Genomic DNA, 26,260 nt, shown 5'->3' with positions numbered 1-26,260 from the left:
CCTCCTGAACAACAGAACGGAGGTAACGCTTATCAGAAAGGTAAATTTATCAACACATCGACGCGGACAAGAGAATGTTGACGCAGAAGCTGCATCTATGTTTATCGCTTATAACTTTAAGCGATTATTAAGCATGTTTTCAACAGAAGAATTAGTAACGAAGTTTGAAGAAAGTGTGATGTAGCAGGGAGAGGAACACATGTAATTCATGTGAAAAACAAAGATAAAAATGGTATTAAAAAAATCGAAGATAAAAATACCGTACATCAGACTGAATTTTCGAATCGTTAGACAGTCTGACGCTACGTGGTGTGGAAGGGGAGGGTCAAACCTCCCCTATCCGATTTTCTGCAGGAAAGTGCATATTGTAGAAAAAAGACAAATGATATCATAAAACTAAAAAAATAATAGAAAATTTAACGGATATTTGACGTGGAGAAGAGAAGGAAAATAGAAAATATTCCCATATAATGTGGTCGGATTGTATACTTTTGTGAATGGAATGTGGGTTGTTCCACAATGAGAAATAAAGTAAGATATTTACATGAAAAAACAAAAAATAACAAAATAAGAAGGGAGGTTTAAGATAAAAATGGGAGAAATCCTGAATATGAATCAAATCGTCAAAAAATTTAATGGGGTGGAAGTTCTTCACAACGTTGATCTGACAATTTCTGAAGGTGAAGTCGTCGCATTATGCGGAGAGAACGGAGCCGGAAAATCCACGTTGATGAAAATCCTTATGGGCATATATAAGCAAGATAGTGGTGATGTTTATTTTGAAGGGAAACAATTATCCGGCCAGAATCCTCAAAAAAGTCTTGAACTTGGGATCGCCATGATACATCAGGAACTGAACCTGGTAGACCAGCTTTCTATTGCTCAAAACGTATTTCTGGGAAGGGAAATCAAAAAGAAAAATGGTCTGATTGATTTTAAGGAAATGAACCGCCGAGTTCAGAAAGTGATGGAGGGATTGAAGGAACGTACGCCCGTTACCACTGCCGTAGGCAATCTGAAGGTGGCTCAGAAGCAGTTGGTAGAGATTGCAAGAGCTATCAGTTTTGACTGTAAGTTGATCGTAATGGATGAGCCGACGGCTGTTCTGACTGAACATGAGACGGAGATTTTGTTTGAGACGATCCGGTCTCTGCGCCAAAAAGGAGTGGCGGTTATCTACATCTCGCACAGGCTGGCAGAGATTAAACAGATCTGCGACAGAGTTGTGATCTTACGGGACGGAAAACTGATCACTTCCGTGGAGACAGAGAAGGTTTCGGAATACGAGATCGCCACATACATGGTCGGAAGAGAACTGAAAATCAGTACCGTGGAAGAATTCAAGGGAGACAAAAATGACGAGATGCTCAGAGTCGAGGATGTCACGGACGGCCTGTTGAAGCATGTGTCCTTCCGGGTAGCAAAAGGCGAGATTATCGGTTTCAGCGGATTGATAGGCGCAGGCAGAACGGAATTGATGGAGTTTATCTTTGGCTTGAGAAAAACCCAGACTGGAAGACTTTATATCAAAGGGAAGGAAGTAAATATTTCGTCCCCGTCAAAAGCGTTGCGGCACAATATCGGATTTGCTACAGAGGACAGAAAAGTTTCCGGAATCGTGGGGATCCGCAGTATCCATGATAACATGAATTATTCATACATAATCAAATGTATTAAAGCTGTTTTAAGTAAGAAAAAGCTTCAGGACAATGACCGGGAGATGATAGAACAGCTAAAGATTGTATGTCAGGGACCGCGTCAGCTGATAAAGAATTTATCCGGAGGCAATCAGCAAAAAGTGATTTTGGCAAGGTGGCTGCTTGCAAAATCGGAGATTCTGATTCTGGATGAACCGACGCGGGGCATCGATGTGGGAGCCAGGGAAGAAATATATCAGATTATTCGCAATATAGCAAATAATGGCGGGACGGTTATTATCGTATCCTCGGATCTGCCGGAACTTTTAGAAGTTTGTCCACGTATACTGGTCATGTACGAAGGAAAAGTTATGGGAGAACTGGAAGGGGAAAAGAGAACGGAAGACAATCTGATGGCATTAGGTTCCGGGCTGGCCCTGGGATAAAAGGAGTATGATCATGAACGATTTTAAGAATCAGACAAAGAACATGTTGAAAACTGCATGGAACGATTACAGTGTGATGTTTGTATTTATTGTGATCATTTTATTATGCAGTATTGTGGAAAAAAATTTTTTTACATGGAATAATCTGACGGCGATTTTCAGAAGTTGTTCCGCGTTAGGGATAATTGCTCTGGGAATGACTTATATAATTATCTCCGGAGGTATTGATCTTTCAGTAGGATCAACATTTGCTTGTTGCGGGGCAGTTTTGTTGACTATACAAGGAGCCGGAGTGCCTTTGCCTATAGCAATTTTGGGATCGTGTGTTTTTGGAATTTTTATTGGATTCTTTAATGGCTTTTTTATTGCTAAATTTGCATTGCCTCCCTTTATTGTCACGTTGGCTACGCAGACATTGCTTAGGTCAGTGGTAAAGTATATTACAAACGGAACAACGGTAATGGGGGTGCAGGAACCCGTATTTATGTCCATAGGAAACGGAAGCCTTTTCGGAGGGATTCCGATTGCGTTTGTAATCTTTCTGATAGTTGCTCTGATTATGCATGTCGTATTGTCTAAAACCAAATTTGGAACATATGTTTATGCATTAGGTGGAAATGAAACGACAGCGCGTTATACCGGGATTCAGGTAGATAAGATAAAGATACTTAATTATATGATTATAGGACTAATGGTCGCTATTGCATCTACGGTAGAGGTATCTCGTATGGCTTCTGTAGCACCAACATCCAGCGGTCTGAATTATGAGACGGAAGCAATTATCGCAGCCGTGGTGGGCGGTACTGCTTTTACCGGCGGCAAAGGAAAGATTCCGGGAACGGTCATTGGGGCGATAATTCTTTATATTATCTTTAACATGCTGGTACACCTGAATGTATCTACGTTTCTTAACGGAGCAGTAAAAGGAAGTGTGATTCTGATAGCGGTTCTTTTGCAGAAAAGAGACAAATAAATATTAAAAATTTTAGGAGGGTTTTAAATGAAAAAGGCAATAGCAATTACATTACTTATCTCTATGGTTTTGTCGTCTGTTGCATGTGGATCTGGAACAACAACCAGTGATGCAGGGAATAGCCAGCGTACAGCAGAAGTGGATGGGGGATCATCAGAAACAGATGAGAAGTCTGCAGAAACGACTGAGAAAAAGAAAATTGGCATCTGCATGGCGACCGCTGTAAATTCCTGGATGGCTAAGGAAATTGAGTTGTTGGAGGAAGAATGTGAAAAAGACACGGACAAATATGAATATACACTATCTGTGGGTGAAAATGCCGCACAACAGCAGGATATTATCGAAACTTTCTTAAACGGTGATTATGATCTGATCATGGTGATGCCGCAGGATGCAGTTGCTCTTCAGGAGATATGTGACCGAGTATATGATTCAGGAATTCCGTTAATTGTTGCAACACGCCCAGTTGTGGGAGATAAGTATACTTCTTTCATTGGTGGTGATGATTATCAATGTGGTGTATTGGCGGCAGAATATTTTGGAGATGTTCTGAATGGAGAAGGAAAAGTAGTAGTTATGCGAAACGATGCGGGAACAGAAGGTGATCTGCTGAGAAATGGTGGATTTAAGGATACCCTAGAAGAAAAATATCCTAATATAGAAATTATCAGTGAAGCTGATCCTGCACAGAACGCGGATAAAGGCTATGAATATATGACGGACATGCTTTCAGCCAATGAACAGATTGATGGCGTTTATTGTCAGGTAGACGAGGTCGGCATCGGGGTTGAGCAGGCAATTCGAAATTCGGGCCGAACAGACTGCAAATATATTGTTGGAGTTGGTGGAGCACAGAGAATTTTTGATATGATGCAGGAAGAAGATGCTATTTATACAGCTATTTCCACATTTTTGCCGACAGCGGCGCAGATGGCGTTGCAGTATGGGAAAAAATATTTAGAGGGTGAGAAAATAGATAAACAGATAATGGATCCCAGTGTTCTTGTTACAAAAGAAAATGTGGATCAGTATTATAATTTAGGATTTTAAAGAAAAATTATTTGTCATTATCTGCACGGAACGCTAAATAATAATATTTTGGAGGATAAAACATTGAGTAATACAGTAAAAAAAGATCGTTGGCCGGTGATTGATACCCATTGTCACATTGGAGTGAACCTGATTAACACATTTGACGCTGAGAAAGAGCTGATTCCATATATGGATAAAAACGGCGTGGATATCCAGGTGGTATTTCAGGTAAATGAAGGATTTTGCCACAGGACGCCAGATTGGAATCCTTATGTTGGCAATGACTATATTGCCAAAATCCAGCGGATGAATCCAAAGAGAATCATTGGACTCGCTACGATTAATCCGTGGAATCAGAGACCGAAGACTTATAACTATCCGCCGGAAGGAGAAGGAAGGCCGATGGATCTGCCGATCCGTGACGAGGCTCTGGAAGAGCTGGACCGGTGTATCCTTGATCTTGGCCTAAATGGCCTGAAAATGCATCCGTTGGAGCACAATTATGAGATCAACAATCCTACCGTAGTGTATCCGGTATTACAAAGGTTGACGGAACTACAGGAAAAAACAGGAAGGAAAATGTTGGTTGTAGTGCATGCGGCAGGTGACTCTGTCAATAACACAGCGACGGCTATGGCCGAGACCGCAAAGGCTTTTCCGGATTTATTATTCCTGGCAGCGCATGCAGGATTTATCTGGTGTTATGGAACGACCAGCGCGGTATCAATCCCGGTGCCTAATCTGATGCTGGATCTTACGCTTAACGTAGGACCTTACAGCGTAAAAGAAGCGTATACAGCAGTCGGACCCAGCAGATTTACGATTGGTACGGACGGGCCTTTTGATCTGTCAGAGATCAAAGATCCGATTGTCAGAGCATTGACAGGGGACGATCAGGAAGCATACGAACTGATTATGGGTGGAAATATTGCAAAATATTTAGGAATTCCCAAAATCAAACTGGAAGATTAAATTCTGTTTGCGGTACTGCATAATTGCAGTACCGCAAAAAACGAAAAGAGGCAAAAATGAAGAAATATGATGTAGTGGCTTTGGGAGAAGCTTTGATTGATTATATTCCTCAGGACGGAAAAGTGTGCGGACAGTATCGGGCTTCTGTTGGAGGAGCTCCCTTGAATGTCTCAATAGGGATTGCAAAGCTTTCAGGAAACACTGCGCTGATCGCAAGGGTAGGGGATGATCCGCTGGGATATACGATTATCCGCACTTTACAGGAAAAAAAGGTGAACACCTCTTTGATTCAGATAGACAGATCCAGGAATACGCCGGTTACGATCGTATTTCCGGACAGTTCCGATATGCAGCGCTATATTATCTATCGAAAGGATGGCTCGGACAGCGCGTTAGTCTTGGATGAGATTTCGGGAGAGGTTTTTGACCAGACCTATGTCCTGCATACAGGGGCTTTATTATCTACTACAAAAAAATCGGCAGAAACGGTATGTACGATTATTAGAAAGGCGAAAGAACACAATGTAATAATTTCGCTGGATGTGAATGTCCGTATAGGATGCTGGGATAATCGTCAGGATTTAATTACACGGACGAAAGAATTGATGGATTTGGCAGATATCATTAAATTGACTTCAGAAGAAGTGGATTTATTGCAGACAGACGTTGCCCGGTATCCGGATAAAGTCCTGCTGGTTACAAATGGCGACCAGGACGTTCATATGTATTGGAATCATCAACATATTGTAAAAGGCGTGGAGCGTGTAAAAGTTGTCGATTCTACAGGCGCGGGGGACGCTTTTTTTTCCGCTTTTTTGTATAATTATGTCAGTTATTTGAAAAACGGGACAGTGATCTGTCAAAATGAGATAGAAAAGTGCCTGGAAGCGGCAATACTGGCCGGGAAAAAAACAGTACAAATGGTAGGCGCATGGTAGACGGGGGGAGGGCTCAATGAAGATCATAATTGCTCCATCAATCCGGGAAATTGGGAAACTTTCTGCTGAACAGATAGCAAAGAGAATCATCCAGAAACCAGACCTTGTTTTAGGACTGGCGACAGGGTCTTCCGTTTTGGAAACATATAAATATATATCTAATTTTTATGCATCCCGGAAACTTTCACTCAGTTCTGTTCATACCGTCAATTTGGACGAGTATTGCGGGCTGGAAAAAGAAAATGTTAATAGTTTCAGATATTTTATGGAGAAAGAACTGTTTGAAAAGACAGATATTGATCCAAAGCATATTGAGTTTTTAGACGGAACTGCAAAAGACCCGGTGCAGGAATGCAGGCGGTATGAAAGACGGATTGAACAGATCGGACCTGTTGATCTGCAGATTCTAGGGATTGGAAATAATGGACACATTGCTTTTAACGAACCTGCGGAAGTTTTTTCTGACGGTGTGGTTGAAGTAGAGCTGACCAAAGAGACTATCGAAGTAAACAGTCGGTTTTTCAGCTGTATAGATGAGGTTCCCAAGAAGGCGCTGACGATGGGGAGTAAACTGATTGCCAGGGCGCAAGAGATCATCATGATTGCTTATGGAGAGAAAAAAGCAGAAGCAGTCTATCAGATGATTCATGGACCGGTTCATCCGGAACTGCCTGCTTCTATCTTGCAGGATCATGAGAATTTTACTCTCTATATTGACTCTGCGATTGCAGATTATATGAAGAAAAATACGGTGCATTAGGAGAAGAATAAAAGATGCAACGTACGTTAAGAATGATTTTCCCTCAGTGGCAGGGCGGGACGGGACCCGATTACACTTTGGACGCATACCCGGATATATCTAATACGGATATTTTCCGAATGGGAATTCCATGGTCGTAGGAAATCTTATGGGGAAAGGAGATCCCGAATTTGCAGCGAGAGTGAAAAGATTTCTGACATCCGATCAGTTCCTTTACTGCGGCGTCCTAGAAAGCACTACACCAGAAGAGCAGAAGCTGGTGGATGCATCTGGGATCAAAGTAGTCCCGCCGTCTGTGCTTATTCGTGACAGTCAGTCGCTGAAAAGAATAAATTCCAGTATATGATGGTTCATTTGGACGTGGATGTGATAAAACCGGAACTTTTCCATTCTAATGTTTTTGAGAAACCGGAACCGATATCCACGGATTGTTCCCATGGTGAGATGAGTTTTTCCGGATTAACCAGACTGTTTCAGGATATAAAAGAGGAGGTAGAATTTGTAGGGTTTACCATCACCGAACATTTACCATGGGACATGATGGATCTGAAAAAATTTCTCTCTGATTTTCCGATTTTCAGCGAGCAGCAATAAGGCACCAAGATATACAGGTTGCCGCAGTTGAATTCAGAAGTCTAACTGGCATGATTCCTGAATTCACTCGGAGTATGGCCTGTATATTTTTTAAAAATACGGTTAAAATATTTGGATGAGCTGAATCCGGTGGATCTGGCGATAAATTCTACGGAATAATTGCTAGCGCAAAGCATATGTTTGGCAGTGTCGATGCGGAGCCATAAAATGTAGTTGATGATAGACGTCCCGGTTTGTTTTTTAAAGCACCGGCTAAGATGTGTCGGGCTGACGTTGACGATGTCCGCTATTTGCGCGAGTGTTATTTGCTCGTAAAAATGGTCTCTGATATAGGAGACAACGGTTTCGATGAAATTATCGTTTACTTCTGCCATACAGAAATGATAACAGGTAAGTAAAATGAGACGCATATAATCTACAGAAAGGTTTGTAGGCGTCCCTTTTTTATATTCGGCATACGCACGGGAAAACAACCAGTTCAAAGTAAGATCCTGATCTTTGATATGGATAGGGGCATTAAAATTTTGACGGCCTTCAAAACGGATTCTGATACATATGACTTCTTGGTGTGAAGAAGGGATCAGGGTTTCCTTATGGAACATCCCTGCCGGATATATGATCAGATCATAATAGGATATAGAGTAGGTATCGGCAGACATGGAGATACTCGCTTTCCCGCTTCGGAAAAACATCATTTCGATTACAGAGGGATGGTTGTGTAAATCAAAGCACCAGATATCACTTTTTTCATCAAAAGATTCGCAGTAGGTAATCTCTATCCCGGATGTTCTGACTAAATTTGGAAATTCATCGATGCCTCGAAAACTGTGCGCCATTGTAGCCTTCCCCTTTCCTTTGCTGATTTATTTTTTAGAATCCATTTCCGGCGTATTTTCCGTGCATAACAATTTGTCAGCCAGACAGTTTAACGTCCCGATCAGTATTTTGCGGTCATGCTCGGAACAGGCCAGATATTTTCCGATAAGCAGATTGAGTTCTTCGTCTTGTGCGGATAGGTCTGGATGAAACAAGCTCTCACCGGAAAAGCCAAGCCGGCTTTTTAACGTGGTCAGAACTTCGTAAGACGGATTGATTTTTCCTTTTTCAATATTTGCAATATGACGGGCCGATACCCCGGTCTGTTCTGCCAATTCCTCTTGTGTTAATTTACAATCTTTTCGGCTTTTCCGGATAAAAGTCCCGAGATATTGCAACATGTCTTTCGGCATAATCGTTCACCTCTTATACATTTTATCGTGCCGGAAAAGGATTTTACATTCCCTTGTGATTCTGATGAAACTAGAAGAATACTTCCGGTACTAAGAGATAATTATCTGTAATTTGAACGTATTTTAATTATTGTGGTCTGTGTTGAAAGCTAAAAATCTGTATGTTATTGTTATAATGTTGAAAAAATCTAAAGGGGAAAGGCATGGAAAATATGAAAGCGATAGGAATCGATATCGGAACGACTACCATCAGCGGTGTAGTCCTGGATGTGGCGAAAAGGCAGGTGCTGGAATCCAGGACGGTGCGGAATGGAAGTTTCATAAAAACGGAGCATGAATGGGAACGGATCCAGGATGTGGATGTGATTCTTGACAAAGCGGTAGGCCTTGTAAAGGAGCTTCTGGCATGCTGCCCGGAAGCAGGCGCGGTCGGCCTGATCGGACAGATGCATGGAATCATATATCTGGATCGGATCGGAACGGAAGACATGTAAGTCCTCTTTATACCTGGCAGGACGGGAGAGGAAACATTTTATCAGACGGATGCAGGAGCCTGACAAAACAAGTGAGGGATAAAACAGGGATATCTGCCGCTTCGGGTTATGGTTTGATCACTCATCTCTATAATTTGAGAAACGGATTGGTTCCAAGAGACGCGGTTTCTTTGTGCACAGTTGCGGACTATCTGGGAATGGTTCTGACAGGCAGGAAATATCCTCTGGTGCATGTGAGCAACGCGGCCAGTCTGGGTTTTTTTGACGTCCGAAAAGGAGCATTTCATATAGAAGCTATGAAAGAAATGGAGATAGAGCTGTCTATTCTTCCTGAGATAACGGAGGAACATGCGGAGTTGGGCAGATACCGGGGAATTCCCGTTACGGCGGCGCTGGGGGATAATCAGGTAAGTTTTCTGGGTTCCGTGGGAATACATAAGAATATACTTTTGCTGAACATGGGTACCGGGGGCCAGATCTCGGCGCTTTCAGACCGGTATTTTGAAACGCCGGGGATAGAGGCGCGTCCTTTTGTGAAAGGGAAGTAGCTGCTTGCAGGAGCTTCTCTGTGCGGCGGTCGGGCTTATGCAGTACTGGAACATTTTTTCAGAAACTTATATAAAAGCGGCGGGCATGGAAGAAACCTCCCAATATGCTGTGATGGCAGAACTGGCGGAGAGAGGAATGAAAGACACGGACCGTCTGAAAGTCTGCACTGCTTTTAACGGAACGAGGGTAGAGCCCGGACTTCGCGGAAGTATTACAAACATCGGCGAGGATAATTTTACTCCGGAAGGCCTGACTTTCGGCGTACTGGAAGGAATGGCCCGGGAATTGTATGATATGTATTGTCTGATGCGGGAAGGGACAGATCTGAAGGCAGAGCGTCTCGTGGCGTCCGGCAACGGACTGCGGATGAATCCGGTACTTCAGAAGATCTGCGGCAGCATATTCGGGGCGGAGCTTATTCTGGCGGATTTTAAAGAGGAAGCGGCCTGCGGCGCAGCTGTCAGCGGAACTATGTACAAAGGGATATTTTTGTTTGGTGCTGTCAGCTCTAAAAAACGTTATTTACCGACAGCCCCTTTTTTTCTCAACTGTCAAAGATGGGAAACGAATGTCTGGTAAAAGATGGACGTATAGACGACTTGAAAAAAGCAATTGTAGATGAAATATACAGGGAAGAACTGTACGAAGAATATCATTTATCACTGTAATATAACAGATCTGATTTGCAGAAAGAATCAAAACAGATGATGTCAGCGAAAAGGAGAATCTATGGTAAAAAGGGATTTTATGGGTCTATTACTTGCCGGTATATTGTTTCTGACAGGCTGTGCTTCTAAATCACTTACATATAATGCGAATCTTGGATGTGATTTCAGCAAGATGGAATACAGCGAACTTGTTTTCAAAGTATATCATTCCAACACGGAGAATCACAGGTGGGAAAAGATTGCGGAAATGCCGTGCACTCCTCCAGAAAGCCACTCTGCAGATATAAGAGTGGAAGGTGCGCAGGACCGGGTAACGGTTATTCTGGAAGATAATTTCTGCGAAAAGGACGAGTACAGCGCATCTTATTTTACCAATGATGAAATGACTTACGAATTTGCTGTGGAAGGATTTGAGGGAAATCTATCGTTATATCAAATTTTTGAAATAAAGGACAGCAGTGAAGAAAAGTTTTACAGATTATATCCGATAGCGAATGGAGATGGAACTATATTTACGGCGTTGAATTTGAATGAGCCATATGATGTTGACCATGTAAATCTTGATAATTTGCTGGTTACCCTGACTATTGTAAAATAAAATATCCTTGACAACCTCTGAAAACTAGTGTTAAGATAAAGTTCCTAAACCCGGTAAGGGTGTGGATTTTACCAGAGAGATCTGATTTTCGCCACACAGTTGTTTTGCGAAGCAGCTGTATGGCGATTTTTTATGTCTTTTTTCAGAACCATTCGTAGAAGCGATTTTACGAATGGTTCTGAAAAAAGATAGAGAACCATGAATTTCAAGCAAGGAGGATACAACAATGATTGATACTTTTATGAAAGAGAAGCCGGTATTTGGTCTTGTACTTTCTATGTCATTACCCATGGTGCTTTCCATGATGGTAAATGCGCTATATAACATCGTAGACAGTTATTTTGTAGCGAGAATCAGCGAAGATGCCATGACGGCATTATCACTGGTCTATCCGGTGCAGAACCTGATCAGTGCAACGGCCATCGGTTTTGGTGTGGGAATCAATGCGGTCATTGCCTTTTTCCTGGGAGCAGGAGATAAGAAAAAAGCGAACCAGGCGGCCACGATGGGAATGTTCTGGAGTCTGGTGCAGGGACTGACATTATCTATCGTCTGCATCTTGATTATGCCGAAATTTCTGACCTTGTTTACCGATGATACAACAGTTATTGATTATGCTATCCGCTATTCCAGAATTGCTTTTCTCTTTGGAATGATTATTTCCAGTGGTCTTTCCTTTGAGAAAACGTTCCAGGCAGTGGGGCGGATGAAAGTATCCATGCTCAGCATGATGGCTGGATGTATTTCCAATATTGTTCTGGATCCGATTCTGATCTTTGGTCTTGGCCCGTTCCCGGCCATGGGCATTGAAGGGGCAGCACTGGCGACCGGAGCCGGACAGGTGATTACACTTGTAATTTACATTATTATCTATATGGTAAAACCGATTCCGGTAAAGATTTGTATTTCCGGAGTTAGCTTTAAAGGCGGTATCAGCAGAAGACTTTACTCTATCGGCGTTCCGGCTATCCTGAATATGGCGCTGCCGTCCCTGCTGATCTCCGCGCTGAATGGTATTCTGGCAGAGTTCTCTCAGAGCTATGTGTTGGTTTTGGGGGCTTATTACAAACTGCAGACCTTCCTGTATCTGACAAGCAGTGGTATCGTGCAGGGAATTCGTCCATTGATTGGATATAATTATGGTGCGCGGGAATATGATCGCGTTCATAGAATATATCGGACAGCCCTTGGTATGTCATTGGTTGTTATGATTGTGGGAACGGTTCTCTGCCTCTCCATTCCGGGAAGCCTTATAGGAATCTTTACCAGCTCAGCAGAGACTGTAGTGATTGGAAAGACAGCACTTCGGATTATCAGCGGCGGATTTATTATTTCTGCGGTATCTGTCACTTCCTGCGGTGCACTGGAAGGACTGAACATGGGCTTTCCTTCACTGCTGATTTCCATGCTCCGCTACATTCTCATTATTATCCCAGCGGCATTTTTGTTAAGCCGGATACTGGGAGCGAATGGCGTATGGCATGCCTTTTGGGTGACCGAGTGGATTACTGCAGGTGTGGCATGGCTGATTTATAGAAAGAAAACATCCTGGGAAAAATAAAAAAGCCTGGCATCGATTGTCTCGTTCAAAGGGACGGTTGGTGCCAGGCTTTTTTAATGCTTTATTTAAAAAGCTCCTCTTTTCTTGCTAAAATTGCCTCACATGCAGCGCATGCCGGGCAGTCACAGTATTTTGCGCCTGCGGCTTTGATCTCTTTGCCGTGAGCAGCCACATTCTTTGCCATCTCAGCTCCGAATATTTTTGCACCCATATCGGATTCTGCAAAGGCGATGAGTCCGTTTATGGGCATGATATCTGCTTCCAGTTCTGCCACGTATGCTTTGGTCGCTTCTGCCTCTTTGTCAGTGCCGGCAGCTGCCAGCCAGTTGTTTGCAGCTTCTTTTAATTCTGCACAGCAGCTGTGGGCTGCGGTCAGTTCTTTGGTCTTCTCAGTTACAAATGCAAGTGTCTCTTTGGTCATGATAAAGTCCCCTTTCTAAATAGATATATTTATTGTAACACATAAGAAAAACATGTAAATCATGAGAAAATTCCAAAAATAATCCGGAAAACCGCTGTGAAATGAATGGAATTAAATTTTATGGTGAAAAATCCTAATCCAATATCAGGAAAATACTTCAAAATTGTGCGCGAATGAATGAAGAAAATGCGAAAATTTATAAAATAGAGAAAAAATATGACATAAAATTTTCTGTTTACAAATAATCTGACGATTCCATAAAAATTTCTTGTTTACATCTTAAAAAAATGGGTGTAAACTTTTAGAAAACTTGCAGGTTACATGAAATGTCAACGATTCAAGAAAGAAAGGTACAGCTTATGAACGAACAGAGAAATCAGGAATGTCCCAGACCGGGAATGTATGACCCGAGCTTTGAACATGACAACTGCGGTATCGGCGCTGTCGTAAATATTAAAGGCGTCAAATCGCACAAGACGGTAGAAGATGCACTGAGCATTGTAGAGAATCTGGAACACCGCGCCGGCAAGGATGCGGAAGGCAAGACCGGAGACGGTGTTGGTATCATGGTTCAGATTTCCCATAAATTTTTCTCTAAAGAGTGTGCGAAGCTTGGTATTGAGCTTGGAGGGGAGAGAGAATACGGTATCGGAATGTTTTTCCTTCCCCAGGATGAGCTGAAGCGCAACCAGGCGAAGAAAATGTTCGAGATCATCGTAGAGAAGGAAGGCATGAACTTCCTTGGATGGAGAGAGGTAACCACCAATCCGAAGGTACTGGGAAGTAAAGCACTGGAGAAGATGCCGAGTATTATGCAGGCATTTATTCAGAAACCGGAGGATGTGGAAAAAGGACTGGATTTCGACCGGAAGCTTTACATCGCAAGACGTGTGTTCGAACAGTCCATCGAGGACACTTATGTGGTATCCTGTTCCAGCCGTACCCTGATTTATAAAGGTATGTTTCTGGTAGGACAGCTTCGTTCCTTCTTCCTGGATCTGCAGAGTCAGGACTACGAGAGTGCCATCGCACTGGTTCACTCCCGTTTCTCGACGAACACCATGCCCAGCTGGGAGCGTGCACATCCCTACCGTTTCCTGGTACATAACGGTGAGATCAATACGATCAAAGGTAATGCCGACAAGATGCTGGCCCGCGAGGAGACGGTAGAGTCCGAGCATCTGAAGGGAGAATTCCATAAGATTCTTCCGGTTATCAGTGCATCTGGTTCCGACTCCGCCATGCTGGACAACACACTGGAATTCCTGGTGATGAGCGGTATGGATCTGGCGCTGGCAGTGATGATCCTTATTCCGGAGCCGTGGCTTAACAACCGCACGATGTCCCAGAAGAAGAAAGATTTCTATCAGTACTATGCGACCATGATGGAGCCGTGGGATGGACCGGCATCAATCCTTTTCACCGACGGAGATGTGATGGGAGCAGTTCTGGACCGTAACGGACTTCGTCCTTCCAGATACTATGTAACCACGGATGATCAGCTGATCCTTTCTTCCGAGGTTGGTGTGCTGGATATTGATCCTTCCAGAATTGTGGAAAAAGAAAGACTTCATCCAGGTAAAATGCTGCTGGTAGATACCAAACAGGGACGGATTATCGATGACGATGAACTGAAAGAATCCTATGCAAACCGTCAGCCCTATGGCGAGTGGCTGGATCACAATCTGGTCAATCTGTCTGAGCTGAAGATTCCGAACCAGAGAGTGGAAGAGTATGCACCGGAAGAACGGGCAAAACTACAGAAGGCATTCGGCTATAATTATGAAGACGTGAGAAATTCCATCATGAGTATGGCTGCCAACGGAAGCGAGGCAACTTCTGCCATGGGTATTGACGTACCGCTGGCTGTTTTATCAGAGCATCATCAGCCGCTGTTTAATTATTTCAAACAGCTGTTTGCACAGGTTACTAACCCGCCTATTGATGCCATCCGTGAGAAGATCGTAACTTCTACCACGATTTATGTTGGAAAGGCCGGCAACCTTCTGGAAGCAAAACAGGAGAACTGCTGCGTTATGAGGATTAACAATCCGATTCTGACAGAGACCGATCTTCTGAAGATTAAAAATATGAAGGAGCCGGGATTCAAAGTAGAGGTGCTCCCGATTACTTATTATAAGAATACCAGCCTGGAGAAGGCCATTGACCGTCTGTTTGTAGAAGCAGACCGTGCTTACCGTGATGGTGTCAACATCCTGATTCTGTCTGACCGTGGCGTGGATGAGAACCATGTGGCAATCCCGTCTCTTTTGGCAGTATCCGCACTGCAGCAGCATCTGGTACGGACGAAGAAGAGAACTTCTGTTTCTATTATTCTGGAGTCCGGTGAGCCGAGAGAAGTACATCATTTTGCTACGCTCCTTGGCTATGGCGCCTGTGCAGTGAACCCTTATCTGGCACATGAGAGTATCCATGAGCTGATTGATAAGAAGATTCTGAATAAGGATTATTATGCGGCAGTGGCTGACTATGATCAGGCAGTTATTAATGGCATTGTAAAGATTGCTTCCAAGATGGGCATTTCCACCATCCAGTCTTACCTGGGTTCCAAGATTTTTGAGGCAATCGGCATTAATAAAGAAGTCGTTGATAAATATTTTACCAATACCGTCAGCAGAATCGGCGGTATCGGCCTAAAAGAGATTGGTGAGCAGGTAGAACTCATGCATTCTTCTGCTTTCGATCCGCTGGGACTGACCACCAGTCTGGCACTGAACAGTCTGGGACTTCACAAAGAAAGAAGTGCAGGAGAGGAACATCTCTACAATCCGAGAACCATTTCTCTCTTACAGCAGTCCACAAGAGAAGGCAATTATCAGCTGTTTAAACAGTACACTTCTCTGGTAGATGGTGAAAATAACCATGGACAGTTGAGAACACTACTGGATTTCAAATATCCGAAGAAAGGCATTCCGCTGGATGAGGTGGAAAGCGTGGATTCCATTGTGACCCGCTTCAAGACCGGTGCCATGTCCTATGGTTCCATTTCCCAGGAAGCCCATGAGTGTCTGGCTATTGCCATGAACCAGTTACATGGTAAATCCAATACCGGTGAGGGTGGTGAAAGTATTGAGCGACTGACTATCGGACCGGATGGACTGAATAAATGCTCTGCCATTAAACAGGTGGCAAGCGGACGTTTTGGCGTGACCTCCAGATATCTGGTCAGTGCCCAGGAGATTCAGATCAAGATGGCACAGGGCGCAAAACCTGGCGAGGGTGGTCATCTGCCAGGAGGAAAAGTATACCCGTGGATTGCAAAGACCCGTCTTTCTACTCCAGGTGTAAGTTTGATTTCCCCACCGCCTCATCATGATATTTACTCCATTGAGGACCTGGCACAGTTGATCTATGACCTGAAAAATGCGAACCCGGCAGCCAGAATTTCTGTGAAACTGGTATCCGAGGCAGGTGTTGGTACCGTCGCAGCCGGTGTTGCCAAAGCAGGCGCACAGGTCATTCTCATATCAGGTTATGATGGAGGTACCGGAGCAGCTCCGGCAAGTTCCATCCACAATGCAGGACTTCCATGGGAGCTTGGTCTTACCGAGACCCATCAGACTCTGATTATGAACGGTCTGAGAAATAAAGTCCGTATTGAGACAGACGGCAAGCTTATGAGTGGCCGTGACGTGGCAATTGCTGCCATGCTGGGTGCCGAGGAGTATGGATTTGCAACGGCTCCGCTGGTAACTATGGGATGCGTGATGATGCGTGTCTGCAATCTGGATACCTGCCCGGTGGGCGTAGCTACCCAGAATCCGGAACTGAGAAAACGGTTCCGCGGCAAACCGGAGTATGTGGTTAACTTCATGAGATTCATCGCAGAAGAGCTGCGTGAATATATGGCAAAACTTGGCATCCGCACGATCGATGAGCTGGTAGGACGTTCCGATATGCTCTGCGTCAAAGAGGGCAGAACCGGAAGACAGGCTACCATTGATTTTACGAAGATTCTGGATAATCCCTATGCCGGAAAAGGTCAGAAAGTTATTTTCGATCCGAAGCATGTTTACAACTTCGAGTTGGAAAAGACACTGGATGAGAAGGTGCTCATGAAAGAATTCAAGTCTGCCCTGGCAACCGGACAGAAGAGAAGTATTGAGCTGGATGTGAGAAATACCAACCGTGCATTCGGTACCATGTTCGGTTCTGAGATCACCAAACGTTATCCGGAAGGGCTGCCGGAAGATACCTTTACCGTAAAATGTACCGGTGCAGGCGGACAGAGTTTCGGTGCCTTCATTCCGAAAGGACTGACGCTGGAGCTGGTTGGAGATTCCAATGACTACTTTGGAAAGGGACTTTCCGGTGGAAAACTGATTGTTTATCCGCCGAAGGGTGTGAACTTCAAAGAGGACGAAAATATCATTATCGGTAACGTAGCCCTTTACGGAGCTACCAGCGGTGAAGCTTACATCAACGGTGTGGCAGGAGAACGTTTCTGCGTCAGAAATTCCGGTGCACGTACCGTTGTAGAGGGAACCGGAGATCATGGCTGTGAGTACATGACCGGTGGCTGTGCAGTCATCCTTGGAAAAGTCGGTAAAAACTTCGCAGCAGGTATGAGCGGCGGTATTGCTTATGTACTGGACGAAGACAGAGACCTCTATATGAAAGTCAACAAAGCGATGGTAACGCTGGAAGAAGTTACTAACAAATATGATGTGCAGGAACTGAAAGACATGATTCAGGAGCATGTCGCTTACACCAATTCCGAAAGAGGAAAACAGATCCTTGATAACTTTGAGCAGTATCTGCCGAAATTTAAAAAGATCATCCCGAATGATTACAAGAAGATGCTCAGCATGATTGTCCAGATGGAAGAAAAAGGCATGAACACGGAGCAGGCGCAGATCGAAGCATTTTATGCTATCAAGAGAGGATAGGAGGTACGAACGGAAATGGGAAAACCAACAGGCTTTTTGGATTATGAACGTAAAAATGCAAAGGCAGAAGCGCCTTTGGAGAGAATTAAACATTTCAACGAGTTCCACACACCCCTGTCCAGAGAAGAACAGGAGAAACAGGGAGCCAGATGTATGGCATGCGGCGTGCCCTTCTGCCAGGCAGGACAGATGCTGGGCGGTATGATGTCCGGCTGTCCGCTGCAGAACATGGTGCCGGAGTGGAACGACATGCTCTATATGGGAAACTGGGAGGAGGCGTATTACCGCCTCTCCAAAACCAGCAACTTCCCGGAGTTTACAGGACGTGTATGTCCCGGACTCTGTGAGGCAGCATGTACCTGCAACTTAAACGGAGATCCGGTAGGAAGCAAGGGCAATGAGCTTGCCATTATTGAAAATGCATACAAGAAAGGCTATGCCCATGCAAGACCTCCGAAAGTACGTACAGGTAAGAAAGTAGCTGTCATCGGAAGCGGTCCTTCCGGACTGGCGACTGCAGACCAGTTAAATCACCGCGGACATTCCGTAACTGTTTATGAACGCCGTGACCGTGTGGGAGGGCTTCTGATGTACGGAATCCCGAATATGAAGCTGGAAAAGCACATTGTAGAGCGTAAGATCAAGATTATGAAGGAAGAAGGCGTTACCTTCATCACCAACTGCAATGTAGGGGTGGATGTAAAGCCGGAGCAGCTTTTAAAAGAATATGACCGCGTCGTACTCTGTTGTGGTGCTGCCAATCCCCGTGATATCAAAGCACCTGGAAGAGATGCCAAAGGAATCTATTTTGCAGTGGATTTCCTGACGGCTACCACGAAGAGTCTCCTGGATTCCCACTTTGCGGATAAGAAATATATTCCGGCAGAGGGCAAGAATGTGCTGGTTATTGGCGGTGGAGATACGGGAAATGACTGTGTCGGTACTTCTATCCGCCTGGGCTGCAAATCTGTCACCCAGCTGGAAATGATGCCGAAGCTTCCGGATACGAGAGCGGAAAATAATCCGTGGCCGATCTGGCCCAGAATCTGCAAGACGGATTACGGTCAGCAGGAAGCCATTGCCAAATTCGGACATGATCCTCGAATCTATCAGACCACGGTTCAGGAGTTCATCAAGGACAAGAACGGCAATGTCAAACAGGCAAAGATTGTCAAACTGGAAAGCAAGAAGGACGAGAAGACCGGACGTATGATGATGGTCCCGGTAGAAGGCAGTGAATTTGTACTGGATGTAGAACTGGTACTCATCGCAGCCGGATTCCTTGGAAGTCAGGATTATGTGACCAAAGCCTTCGGAGTCAATGTGGACGGCCGTACCAATGTGGCAACGGAGCCGGGCAAACATGCCACCAACATACCAAATGTCTTTACCGCAGGTGATATGCACATCGGCCAGTCGCTGGTGGTACGTGCCATCCGCGAGGGAAGAGATGTGGCAAAAGAAGTGGATGAATCTCTTATGGGTTATACGAACCTTTAAGCTTTGTGAAAAGTGAATCATTACCAGACACTGAATTTGTGTATTTTGTACAGGGATTCGGTGCCTGGTAATTTTTTTTGCATATTTTCATCAAAAACTATTGACAATTAGTAAAAGGGATGTATCATGTAGATATAAAGTAAAAGCGTTGTACTAATGAGCAGGAGCAAAAGCAGATGCCGAAAACAGGAGTGAATAACAAACTTTTAAAACAAAAAAACCGTGGTCTGCTGTTGAAGCTGATTGCCACCGGAGAATGCAGCTCCCGTATTGAACTGGCACAGAAGACAGGACTTGCCAAGATGACGGTCTCGAACATCGTCAATGAATTTCTGGAGAACGGCATGCTGGAAGAACGGGAAAAGGTACAGACAGAAGGAAAAGGGCGGAATCCCATTCTTCTCAGTATTTCTCCCAGGGCACCGAAACTGATCGGTGTCCATCTGTATCGGGAAGGCTGTAATGTGATTTTATGTGATTTGCAGCTGAATATCCTGAAGCGGATCAACTTTCCGGTAACTGAAGCGAATGCAGGAAATCTGATGGAACAGATTTTGGATGCGATTGGGCAGATTTTTGCGGAAGCAAAGGGCGAACGGATCTGGGGGATCAGCATTGCGGCACTGGGACCTTCGGACATTCTCAGAGGGAAGATTTTGAAGCCTACCAATTTCTTTGGAATTCAGGATCTGGAGCTGAAGAAGGAGATTGAGCTTCGCTATCATATGCCAGTCTACTTTGACAGTGAGAGCAATGGGGCTGCCATTGTGGAAAAATATTATGGAAATGGAAGTGACTGTGAAGATTTCATTTACGTGGTACTGGCGAATGGTGTCGGAAGCGGTCTGGTAGTCGGCGGAAAACTTTATACCAGTACCAATGGCATGACCTGTGAATTTGGACATGTGAGCATTGACTGGAAAGGACGGCTCTGCAACTGTGGAAGCAGGGGATGTCTGGAAACTTATATTTCCAGCAAAGTGCTGGAGGAAAAGCTGCAGAAGCTGACCGGAGAAATGAAAAGCTTCCGGGAATTCTGCCAGGAAATGAATCTGGCTCTGGACAGAAGAGAGAGAGGAGGAACCGCTCTTTCAGAGAAAGAGGAACAGATTGATCTGGTGCTCCGGGAAATGGCGGAATATTTATCCTGCGGCATTACAAATTTTTCCAATGGACTGAATCCGCAGAAAGTAATTATCGGTTATGATGGTTACTGGGTTCCGGACATGTATCTGCGGCTTGCGGAAGAAGCAGCGAATGGACGGCTCCTGACCAGAAGGTATCGGAGAATTCAGGTGATGAAGTCTCATTTTAAGGCGGATGGCACAGTATTTGGCTGTGCAGGCGCACTTTTGACTGCCATTTTTGAAGGAAAACTGTTTGAATAGTGATTTACAAGGTTCGCAATGGACAGAGGTCCACGAAAATATATCATGATAGACCAAAAATAAGAAGGAGGAATTTTATCATGTTGGTAACATTAAAGGAAGTTCTGAAAGTAGCAGAGGAGAAAGAGATTGCCATCGGTGCATTCAACGCACCGAATCTTGAGAGCCTGCAGGCTGTTATGGCAGCTGCGGAGGAGATGGATCTGCCGGTGATCATTCAGTTTGCACCGGTGCATGAGGTACATAACCCGCTGGCACTGATGGGACCGCTGATGGTAGATTTTGCAAAGAAAGCAAAAGTTCCGGTATGTGTACATCTGGATCATGGCGACAGCATTGACCGCGTGAAATTTGCACTGAGCATGGGATTCACTTCTGTTATGTATGACGGATCTACTCTTCCTTATGAGGAGAATGTGGCAAATACCAAACTGGCAGCAGAGCTGGCGCATGCACAGGGCGCTGACATCGAGGCAGAGCTTGGAAGCATGGGCAAAACCGAGTCCGGCGAAGGTGTAGGCAGCGGTGAAGATGATGAGACCAAGATTTACACTGATCCGGTACAGGCAAAAGATTTCGTCGCAAGAACCGGTGTTGACGCACTGGCATGCTCCTTCGGAACTACCCATGGTATTTATCTGAAGAAACCGCGCCTTGACTTCTCTGTTGTAGAGAATGTCCGCAAAGAGACCAACGGCATTCCGGTCGTTATGCACGGCGGCTCCGGAGTCAGCAAAGAAGATTTTCATGCAGCCATTAAGGCAGGTGTTCGTAAGATCAACTACTTTACTTATATGGACCGCGCAGCAGGAATCGCTGTACAGAAGTGGGCAGCAGAGCTCAAAGAAGGAGTTCCGCCATTCTACACCAGCGTAACTGCAGTGGCAAAAGAAGCCATGAAAGAAAATGTAAAAGAAGCAATGCGTACTTTTGCACGTCAGGACTAAGGGTGAAAAAGGGGGATTTATCACAATGAAACGTTCCAGAATCAATCAGGTTATTAAGGATATGGAAGCTCTGGCAAAAGAAAATGGATTTCATCTGCCGCCCTTCTGCAGCTGGACGCCGGAAGAGTGGGATGAAAAAGGTCATGAGTGTGACGAGATTCGTGACAATAAATTAGGATGGGATATTACAGATTATGGCCTTGGCAGATTCGATGAGCTGGGATTTGCACTGGTCACCATCCGTAATGGTAATCTGAAAGACCCGAAATATAAAAAACCATATGCAGAAAAACTGCTGATGCTCTATCCGGGACAGGATTCTCCACTTCATTATCATTGGAGCAAGATGGAAGATATTATCAACCGCGGTGGAAATGATCTCTATATTACCGTATTTAACGGAGCAGAAGGCAACAAAAAACTGGATACAGATGTAACAGTTGTCACAGATGGCGTTAAGAGAACCGTTCCTGCAGGAACCAGAATCAAACTGACTCCGGGCGAGAGCATTACGATCACCCAGTATCTGTACCATGATTTCGTTATGCCGAAAGAGGGCGGCCCGGTTCTGTTGGGTGAGGTTTCCATGTGTAACGATGATGAGAATGATAACTGCTTCTATGAGCAGATGGGACGGTTCCCGGAGATTGAAGAGGATGAGCCGCCTTACCGCTATCTGTGTACCGAATATCCGGCAGCAAAAGACTGATGGAGGATATCTCTATGGAAAAGAAAATCGTAGTGGCCGGACATATCAGTGTGGATATTACACCGGTATTTCAGAGCAGTAAAAAGAAAAGTATTTCCCAGGTATTGTGTCCGGGCAAACTGATCCGTACCGGTGAAGCGGTTGTCTACACAGGAGGTGTCGTGTCAAATACAGGTCTTGCCCTTCATAAGATGGGAGCCAATGTCCGCTTGGCAGGAAAGATCGGAAAAGATGCCCTGGGTGAGATGATGCTGGCCATGATGAAACAGCATGGGACAGAAAAAGACCTCATCATCGATGAAAATGTGGACACTTCCTACACGGTTGTCATTGCACCGCCGGGAATTGACCGGATTTTCCTTCATGGACCGGGGGCCAATGATACCTTCGTGGCAGATGATCTGTCCGATGATCTGATTGACGGAGCGGCACTGGTGCATTTCGGATATCCGCCTCTTATGAGAAAGATGTATGAAAATGACGGAGCAGAGCTGGTAAAACTCTGTAATAAAGTACACGCAAAGGGTGCCGCTATGTCACTGGATCTGGCGGCTGTTGATCCGGAATCTCCGGAGGGACTGGTGGACTGGAGAGAATTCCTTTCCAATGTACTGCCTCATGTGGATTTCTTTGTGCCTAGTATTGAAGAACTGTGCTTTATGCTGGATCGCCCGCGCTATGATGCATGGATGGAACGGGCTGGCGAAGAGGATGTAACAGAGATTCTTGATCTTGAAAAAGATATCCGTCCGCTGGCTGCACAGGCCATGGAGCTGGGCGTGAAAGTACTCATGCTCAAATGTGGAGCCAGAGGCATGTATTATCAGACCGCCGGAGCAGATCTGATCGGAAAAATTCCGGAAGCGGTGGAGCTCAAGGTAGAAGACTGGACGGAAAAATCCGGATTTCAGAAGAGCTTCATTCCGGAAAAAGTGCTTTCCGGCACCGGAGCAGGAGATTCCAGTATTGGATGTTTTCTTTACTCCATGCTGAAAGGTTATCCGGTAGAACGCTGCATTCAGCTGGCGGCGGCCCAGGGGGCATCCTGCGTGGAGGCTGTGGATACTTTAAGCGGACTTCATACCCTTCCGGAGCTGGAAGAGAAGATCGCGGCGGGATGGAAGACCGCAGAATAAAAAAAGCGACAGGAACCGTGTTCATGCGACAAACCGCATGACATGGTTCCTTTTTGTTGTGACAACCGCCATATGGGATATGACAAATGTCATGAAAAAGTTGTTACATTGTACAGGTGTACAAAGACAGGAAATCATTTATGATACAAACATCACAAAACAAAATCATTTTAGGGGAGGAAAACCAAAATGAAAAAGAAAGTTTTTTGTGCACTTCTGTGTACAGCAATGGTAGCATCTTTAACCGCTTGCGGCGGCAGCTCATCTTCTACAGCAGCAGATACTTCTTCTGATACAGCAGCTGAGGAAACCACCGAAGCAGCAGATGATACCGCAGAAGCAGATACTGCTGATGCAGCAGCATCTGAGGGAGGAAAAATCTTCGGTTACACCTGTATGGACGGAACCAACCCGTTCTTCGTAACTCTGGAAGGTGCAATCCGTGAAGTGGTTGAGAGCCACGGTGATCAGCTGATCTCCATGGACCCGGCAAACGATTCCAATACTCAGGTTAACCAGATCGAGGATATGATCTCCAGAGGCGTTGAGGTCATGTTCGTAAACCCGGTTGATGCTGATGGTATCATCCCGGGACTGGATATGCTGAAAGATGCAGGTATCCCGATGTTTGGTTTTGATACTCAGGTTGGTGACATGAGCTACCTTACTTCCTATGCAGGATCTGATAACTACAATGCAGGTTATGTTTGTGGTGAAGACCTGGCTAAGAAAGTTCCGGACGGAGGAGATATCCTTGTACTGGATTCCCCGACCATGCAGTCTGTAACAGACAGAACCAACGGATTCCTGGACGCAATCAAAGAGTCCGGTGTTACCTTTAATGTAGTTGGACAGCAGGATGCTCAGGGTAACCAGCAGGTTGCTAACGAAAAGGCACAGGATTTATTAACTGCACATCCAGATGTAGTTGCTATCTTCGGTGGAAATGACCCGACCGCTCTTGGTGCTTATGCAGCAGCTGACGCAGCTGGCGTAACTCCGCTGATCTACGGCGTTGACGGTTCTCCGGACGTAAAAGCTCTTCTGAAAGATACCATCCTTGAAGGAACTGGTGCCCAGTCCCCGATCACCATTGGTCAGACCATTGCAAACACTGCATATGACTGGTTAGATGGTAAAGAAGTTGAGAAAGAGATTCCGATCGATACTTTCCTGGTAACTGCAGACAATGTAGACCAGTACGGAACTGACGGATGGCAGTAAGTAATTAACAGAACAGAATAACTGGGGGCTTTGCTTCGGGAGCGGAGCAAAGCCTCTTTCTGAGATGAGACAGGTGGTGGCGATTGGTGAGTGAACAGTACTTACTTGAGATGAAAGGAATCTGTAAATCCTTCCCCGGTGTAAAGGCACTGCAGAATGTAGATCTTCAGCTGAAAGCCGGTGAGGTACACGCTCTCCTTGGGGAGAACGGAGCGGGTAAATCCACTTTGATTAAGGTACTGGGTGGAATCTACCATGCAGAAGAGGGAGAAATTATCATTGACGGGCAGAAAGTGAATATTGACGGCGTCGTGGCAGCCCGCCATGCTGGTATATCCATTGTGCACCAGGAGCTGGTGCTGGTTCCCTATATGACAGTTGCGGAGAATATCTTTCTGGGCAGAGAGCCGGGAACCAAGATGAACGTAGACCGCAGAAAGATGGTAGAAGAAGCACAGAAGCTTCTGGATACCTATCAAATGCATATCGACGCAAATATGCTGGTTGAACATCTGACCATTGCACAGCAGCAGATGGTGGAGATTGTGAAAGCAATTTCCTTTAATTCCAAGATTCTGGTTTTGGATGAGCCGACTTCTTCCATTTCCGATAAAGAGGTTGGTTTCCTGTTTAATACTATGAGAAACCTGACAAAAGCAGGTGTAGGTATTATTTACATTTCTCATAAGATGAGTGAGCTGGCTGAGATCTGTGACCGTGTAACGGTTATGCGAGATGGTCAGACCGTAGGAACAAAAGTAGTAAAAGAGACAACAACGGACGATCTGATCGCCCTGATGGTTGGCCGTGAGCTGACTAATTATTACACCCGTGACTATCTGGAGCCGGGAGAAGTGATCTTAAAATGTGAGCATATCTCCGATGGTAAGATGGCCAAAGATGCAAGCTTTGAATTACATAAGGGTGAGATTATCGGTTTTGCAGGTCTGGTAGGTGCCGGACGAAGCGAGGCCATGAAAGCGATTTTCGGACTGGCACCCCATGCAACCGGAGACGTCTATGTGAAGGGACAGAAAGTAAAGATCAAATCCCCCATTGATGCGCTCAAATATGGCATTGCGCTGGTACCTGAGAACCGTAAGGAAGAGGGACTCTACAAAGTACAGAGTGTCCGCTTCAATTCCACCATTGAGGTGCTTGGAAGCTTTATCAGACATCTCCATGTAGATGGTAAGAAAGAAGAAGAAATTACACAGAAATATATTGACATGATGAAGACAAAGACTCCGAGTCAGGATCAGATCATCGGCAACCTGTCCGGTGGTAACCAGCAGAAAGTAATAATTGGCCGCTGGCTTGCTACCAATCCGGAAGTTCTGATTCTGGATGAGCCGACCCGAGGTGTTGACGTCGGTGCAAAAGCAGAGATCTATGCCATCATGAATGAGCTGGTGAAGCAGGGCATGTCAATTATCATGATATCCTCTGAGCTTCCGGAGATCATTAACATGAGCGACCGTATCTATGTCATGAATGAGGGACGTGTAACCGGATGTCTGGATCACGACACCGTTACTCAGGAAAGCATCATGACACTGGCGGCGAAATAGTGT

Annotated in this window: 23 protein-coding genes; 20 read left to right on the top strand and 3 right to left on the bottom strand. The window is 45.0% G+C overall.

Annotation, left to right across the window (positions count from 1 at the left end; translation table 11 throughout):
• The first annotated feature begins 610 nt into the window (after positions 1–610).
• The 7 genes from ACZMB2_RS05520 (at position 611) to ACZMB2_RS05490 (ending at position 7,352) form a co-directional block, all read left to right on the top strand.
• Positions 611–2,083 carry a sugar ABC transporter ATP-binding protein gene (locus ACZMB2_RS05520; RefSeq protein WP_487595888.1) on the top strand — a complete coding sequence of 491 codons (1,473 nt, stop codon included), beginning with the start codon at positions 611–613 and terminating at the stop codon, positions 2,081–2,083.
• 13 nt (positions 2,084–2,096) lie between these two features.
• Positions 2,097–3,056 (top strand): ABC transporter permease, encoded by a 960-nt coding sequence (locus ACZMB2_RS05515; protein ID WP_487595887.1) that lies wholly within the window; start codon positions 2,097–2,099, stop codon positions 3,054–3,056.
• Positions 3,057–3,083: 27 nt separating this feature from the next.
• Positions 3,084–4,106: a sugar ABC transporter substrate-binding protein gene (locus tag ACZMB2_RS05510; RefSeq protein WP_487595886.1), complete on the top strand. Its 1,023-nt coding sequence runs from the start codon at positions 3,084–3,086 to the stop codon at positions 4,104–4,106.
• Between the two features lie 63 nt (positions 4,107–4,169).
• A complete protein-coding gene (locus ACZMB2_RS05505) occupies positions 4,170–5,060 on the top strand; it encodes an amidohydrolase family protein (protein WP_487595885.1) in 891 nt (296 codons plus the stop codon).
• Positions 5,061–5,116: 56 nt separating this feature from the next.
• Positions 5,117–5,998, top strand: a complete 882-nt coding sequence (locus tag ACZMB2_RS05500; RefSeq protein WP_487595884.1) for a carbohydrate kinase family protein — start codon at positions 5,117–5,119, stop codon at positions 5,996–5,998.
• Positions 5,999–6,014: 16 nt separating this feature from the next.
• Positions 6,015–6,758 carry a glucosamine-6-phosphate deaminase gene (nagB, locus tag ACZMB2_RS05495; protein ID WP_487595883.1) on the top strand — a complete coding sequence of 248 codons (744 nt, stop codon included), beginning with the start codon at positions 6,015–6,017 and terminating at the stop codon, positions 6,756–6,758.
• 342 nt (positions 6,759–7,100) lie between these two features.
• On the top strand, positions 7,101–7,352 hold the full coding sequence (locus tag ACZMB2_RS05490) for an arginase family protein (RefSeq protein WP_487595882.1): 252 nt from the start codon (positions 7,101–7,103) through the stop codon (positions 7,350–7,352).
• A gap of 41 nt (positions 7,353–7,393) precedes the next feature.
• Here the strand turns inward: ACZMB2_RS05490 and ACZMB2_RS05485 are convergent, their stop codons facing one another.
• Together ACZMB2_RS05485 and ACZMB2_RS05480 are read right to left on the bottom strand one after the other, a co-directional pair.
• On the bottom strand, positions 7,394–8,188 hold the full coding sequence (locus ACZMB2_RS05485) for a helix-turn-helix domain-containing protein (RefSeq protein ID WP_487595881.1): 795 nt from the start codon (positions 8,186–8,188) through the stop codon (positions 7,394–7,396).
• 27 nt (positions 8,189–8,215) lie between these two features.
• Entirely contained in the window at positions 8,216–8,569 is a 354-nt protein-coding gene (locus tag ACZMB2_RS05480) for a helix-turn-helix domain-containing protein (RefSeq protein ID WP_487595903.1), read from the bottom strand.
• Positions 8,570–8,784: 215 nt separating this feature from the next.
• Between ACZMB2_RS05480 and ACZMB2_RS05475 the strand changes: the two genes are divergently transcribed.
• The 5 genes from ACZMB2_RS05475 to ACZMB2_RS05455 all read left to right on the top strand — a co-directional run bounded on the left by ACZMB2_RS05475 (position 8,785) and on the right by ACZMB2_RS05455 (position 12,451).
• Positions 8,785–9,075 (top strand): hypothetical protein, encoded by a 291-nt coding sequence (locus ACZMB2_RS05475; protein ID WP_487595880.1) that lies wholly within the window; start codon positions 8,785–8,787, stop codon positions 9,073–9,075.
• Complete coding sequence (locus ACZMB2_RS05470; protein ID WP_487595879.1) at positions 8,988–9,623, top strand: FGGY family carbohydrate kinase; 636 nt, start codon at positions 8,988–8,990, stop codon at positions 9,621–9,623. The genes ACZMB2_RS05475 and ACZMB2_RS05470 overlap by 88 nt, the downstream gene beginning before the upstream one ends.
• Before the next feature lie 37 nt (positions 9,624–9,660).
• Positions 9,661–10,203: an FGGY-family carbohydrate kinase gene (locus ACZMB2_RS05465; protein WP_487595878.1), complete on the top strand. Its 543-nt coding sequence runs from the start codon at positions 9,661–9,663 to the stop codon at positions 10,201–10,203.
• A 150-nt stretch (positions 10,204–10,353) separates the two neighbouring features.
• The gene (locus ACZMB2_RS05460; RefSeq protein WP_487595877.1) at positions 10,354–10,890 is read left to right on the top strand and encodes a hypothetical protein; all 537 of its coding nucleotides are present in this window, start codon (positions 10,354–10,356) and stop codon (positions 10,888–10,890) included.
• Positions 10,891–11,116: 226 nt separating this feature from the next.
• Entirely contained in the window at positions 11,117–12,451 is a 1,335-nt protein-coding gene (locus ACZMB2_RS05455; protein ID WP_487595876.1) for an MATE family efflux transporter, read from the top strand.
• 61 nt (positions 12,452–12,512) lie between these two features.
• Here the strand turns inward: ACZMB2_RS05455 and ACZMB2_RS05450 are convergent, their stop codons facing one another.
• The gene (locus tag ACZMB2_RS05450) at positions 12,513–12,872 is read right to left on the bottom strand and encodes a molecular chaperone Hsp90 (RefSeq protein WP_487595875.1); all 360 of its coding nucleotides are present in this window, start codon (positions 12,870–12,872) and stop codon (positions 12,513–12,515) included.
• Between the two features lie 359 nt (positions 12,873–13,231).
• Here ACZMB2_RS05450 and gltB point away from each other — a divergent pair, with 359 nt between their 5' ends.
• From gltB to ACZMB2_RS05410, 8 genes are all read left to right on the top strand, one after another.
• Positions 13,232–17,782, top strand: a complete 4,551-nt coding sequence (gene gltB, locus ACZMB2_RS05445; RefSeq protein WP_487595874.1) for a glutamate synthase large subunit — start codon at positions 13,232–13,234, stop codon at positions 17,780–17,782.
• Between the two features lie 15 nt (positions 17,783–17,797).
• Complete coding sequence (locus ACZMB2_RS05440) at positions 17,798–19,282, top strand: glutamate synthase subunit beta (RefSeq protein ID WP_487595873.1); 1,485 nt, start codon at positions 17,798–17,800, stop codon at positions 19,280–19,282.
• Positions 19,283–19,458: 176 nt separating this feature from the next.
• Positions 19,459–20,670, top strand: coding sequence for an ROK family protein (locus tag ACZMB2_RS05435; protein ID WP_487595872.1), 1,212 nt, complete (start codon positions 19,459–19,461; stop codon positions 20,668–20,670).
• Between the two features lie 80 nt (positions 20,671–20,750).
• The gene (locus ACZMB2_RS05430; protein WP_118769238.1) at positions 20,751–21,617 is read left to right on the top strand and encodes a class II fructose-bisphosphate aldolase; all 867 of its coding nucleotides are present in this window, start codon (positions 20,751–20,753) and stop codon (positions 21,615–21,617) included.
• A gap of 25 nt (positions 21,618–21,642) precedes the next feature.
• The gene (locus tag ACZMB2_RS05425) at positions 21,643–22,326 is read left to right on the top strand and encodes a D-lyxose/D-mannose family sugar isomerase (RefSeq protein WP_118769239.1); all 684 of its coding nucleotides are present in this window, start codon (positions 21,643–21,645) and stop codon (positions 22,324–22,326) included.
• 14 nt (positions 22,327–22,340) lie between these two features.
• Positions 22,341–23,462: a carbohydrate kinase family protein gene (locus tag ACZMB2_RS05420; protein WP_487595871.1), complete on the top strand. Its 1,122-nt coding sequence runs from the start codon at positions 22,341–22,343 to the stop codon at positions 23,460–23,462.
• Between the two features lie 189 nt (positions 23,463–23,651).
• Entirely contained in the window at positions 23,652–24,686 is a 1,035-nt protein-coding gene (locus tag ACZMB2_RS05415) for a sugar ABC transporter substrate-binding protein (protein ID WP_487595870.1), read from the top strand.
• Between the two features lie 86 nt (positions 24,687–24,772).
• Positions 24,773–26,257 carry a sugar ABC transporter ATP-binding protein gene (locus tag ACZMB2_RS05410; protein WP_487595869.1) on the top strand — a complete coding sequence of 495 codons (1,485 nt, stop codon included), beginning with the start codon at positions 24,773–24,775 and terminating at the stop codon, positions 26,255–26,257.
• Positions 26,258–26,260 lie beyond the last annotated feature (3 nt).

Source organism: Hominiventricola sp. (assembly GCF_057604405.1).
Note: the sequence above shows the minus strand (reverse complement) of the source record. Positions and strands in the feature narration are given on the sequence as shown.

Coding starts and splice junctions, on each gene's coding strand:
- ACZMB2_RS05520 (WP_487595888.1), top strand. CDS start 611: ATGAATCAAATCGTCAAAAAATTTAATGGGGTGGAAGTTCTTCACAAC.
- ACZMB2_RS05515 (WP_487595887.1), top strand. CDS start 2,097: ATGAACGATTTTAAGAATCAGACAAAGAACATGTTGAAAACTGCATGG.
- ACZMB2_RS05510 (WP_487595886.1), top strand. CDS start 3,084: ATGAAAAAGGCAATAGCAATTACATTACTTATCTCTATGGTTTTGTCG.
- ACZMB2_RS05500 (WP_487595884.1), top strand. CDS start 5,117: ATGAAGAAATATGATGTAGTGGCTTTGGGAGAAGCTTTGATTGATTAT.
- nagB (WP_487595883.1), top strand. CDS start 6,015: ATGAAGATCATAATTGCTCCATCAATCCGGGAAATTGGGAAACTTTCT.
- ACZMB2_RS05490 (WP_487595882.1), top strand. CDS start 7,101: ATGATGGTTCATTTGGACGTGGATGTGATAAAACCGGAACTTTTCCAT.
- ACZMB2_RS05485 (WP_487595881.1), bottom strand. CDS start 8,188: ATGGCGCACAGTTTTCGAGGCATCGATGAATTTCCAAATTTAGTCAGA.
- ACZMB2_RS05480 (WP_487595903.1), bottom strand. CDS start 8,569: ATGTTGCAATATCTCGGGACTTTTATCCGGAAAAGCCGAAAAGATTGT.
- ACZMB2_RS05475 (WP_487595880.1), top strand. CDS start 8,785: ATGGAAAATATGAAAGCGATAGGAATCGATATCGGAACGACTACCATC.
- ACZMB2_RS05470 (WP_487595879.1), top strand. CDS start 8,988: ATGCTGCCCGGAAGCAGGCGCGGTCGGCCTGATCGGACAGATGCATGG.
- ACZMB2_RS05465 (WP_487595878.1), top strand. CDS start 9,661: ATGCAGTACTGGAACATTTTTTCAGAAACTTATATAAAAGCGGCGGGC.
- ACZMB2_RS05460 (WP_487595877.1), top strand. CDS start 10,354: ATGGTAAAAAGGGATTTTATGGGTCTATTACTTGCCGGTATATTGTTT.
- ACZMB2_RS05455 (WP_487595876.1), top strand. CDS start 11,117: ATGATTGATACTTTTATGAAAGAGAAGCCGGTATTTGGTCTTGTACTT.
- ACZMB2_RS05450 (WP_487595875.1), bottom strand. CDS start 12,872: ATGACCAAAGAGACACTTGCATTTGTAACTGAGAAGACCAAAGAACTG.
- gltB (WP_487595874.1), top strand. CDS start 13,232: ATGAACGAACAGAGAAATCAGGAATGTCCCAGACCGGGAATGTATGAC.
- ACZMB2_RS05440 (WP_487595873.1), top strand. CDS start 17,798: ATGGGAAAACCAACAGGCTTTTTGGATTATGAACGTAAAAATGCAAAG.
- ACZMB2_RS05435 (WP_487595872.1), top strand. CDS start 19,459: ATGCCGAAAACAGGAGTGAATAACAAACTTTTAAAACAAAAAAACCGT.
- ACZMB2_RS05430 (WP_118769238.1), top strand. CDS start 20,751: ATGTTGGTAACATTAAAGGAAGTTCTGAAAGTAGCAGAGGAGAAAGAG.
- ACZMB2_RS05425 (WP_118769239.1), top strand. CDS start 21,643: ATGAAACGTTCCAGAATCAATCAGGTTATTAAGGATATGGAAGCTCTG.
- ACZMB2_RS05420 (WP_487595871.1), top strand. CDS start 22,341: ATGGAAAAGAAAATCGTAGTGGCCGGACATATCAGTGTGGATATTACA.
- ACZMB2_RS05415 (WP_487595870.1), top strand. CDS start 23,652: ATGAAAAAGAAAGTTTTTTGTGCACTTCTGTGTACAGCAATGGTAGCA.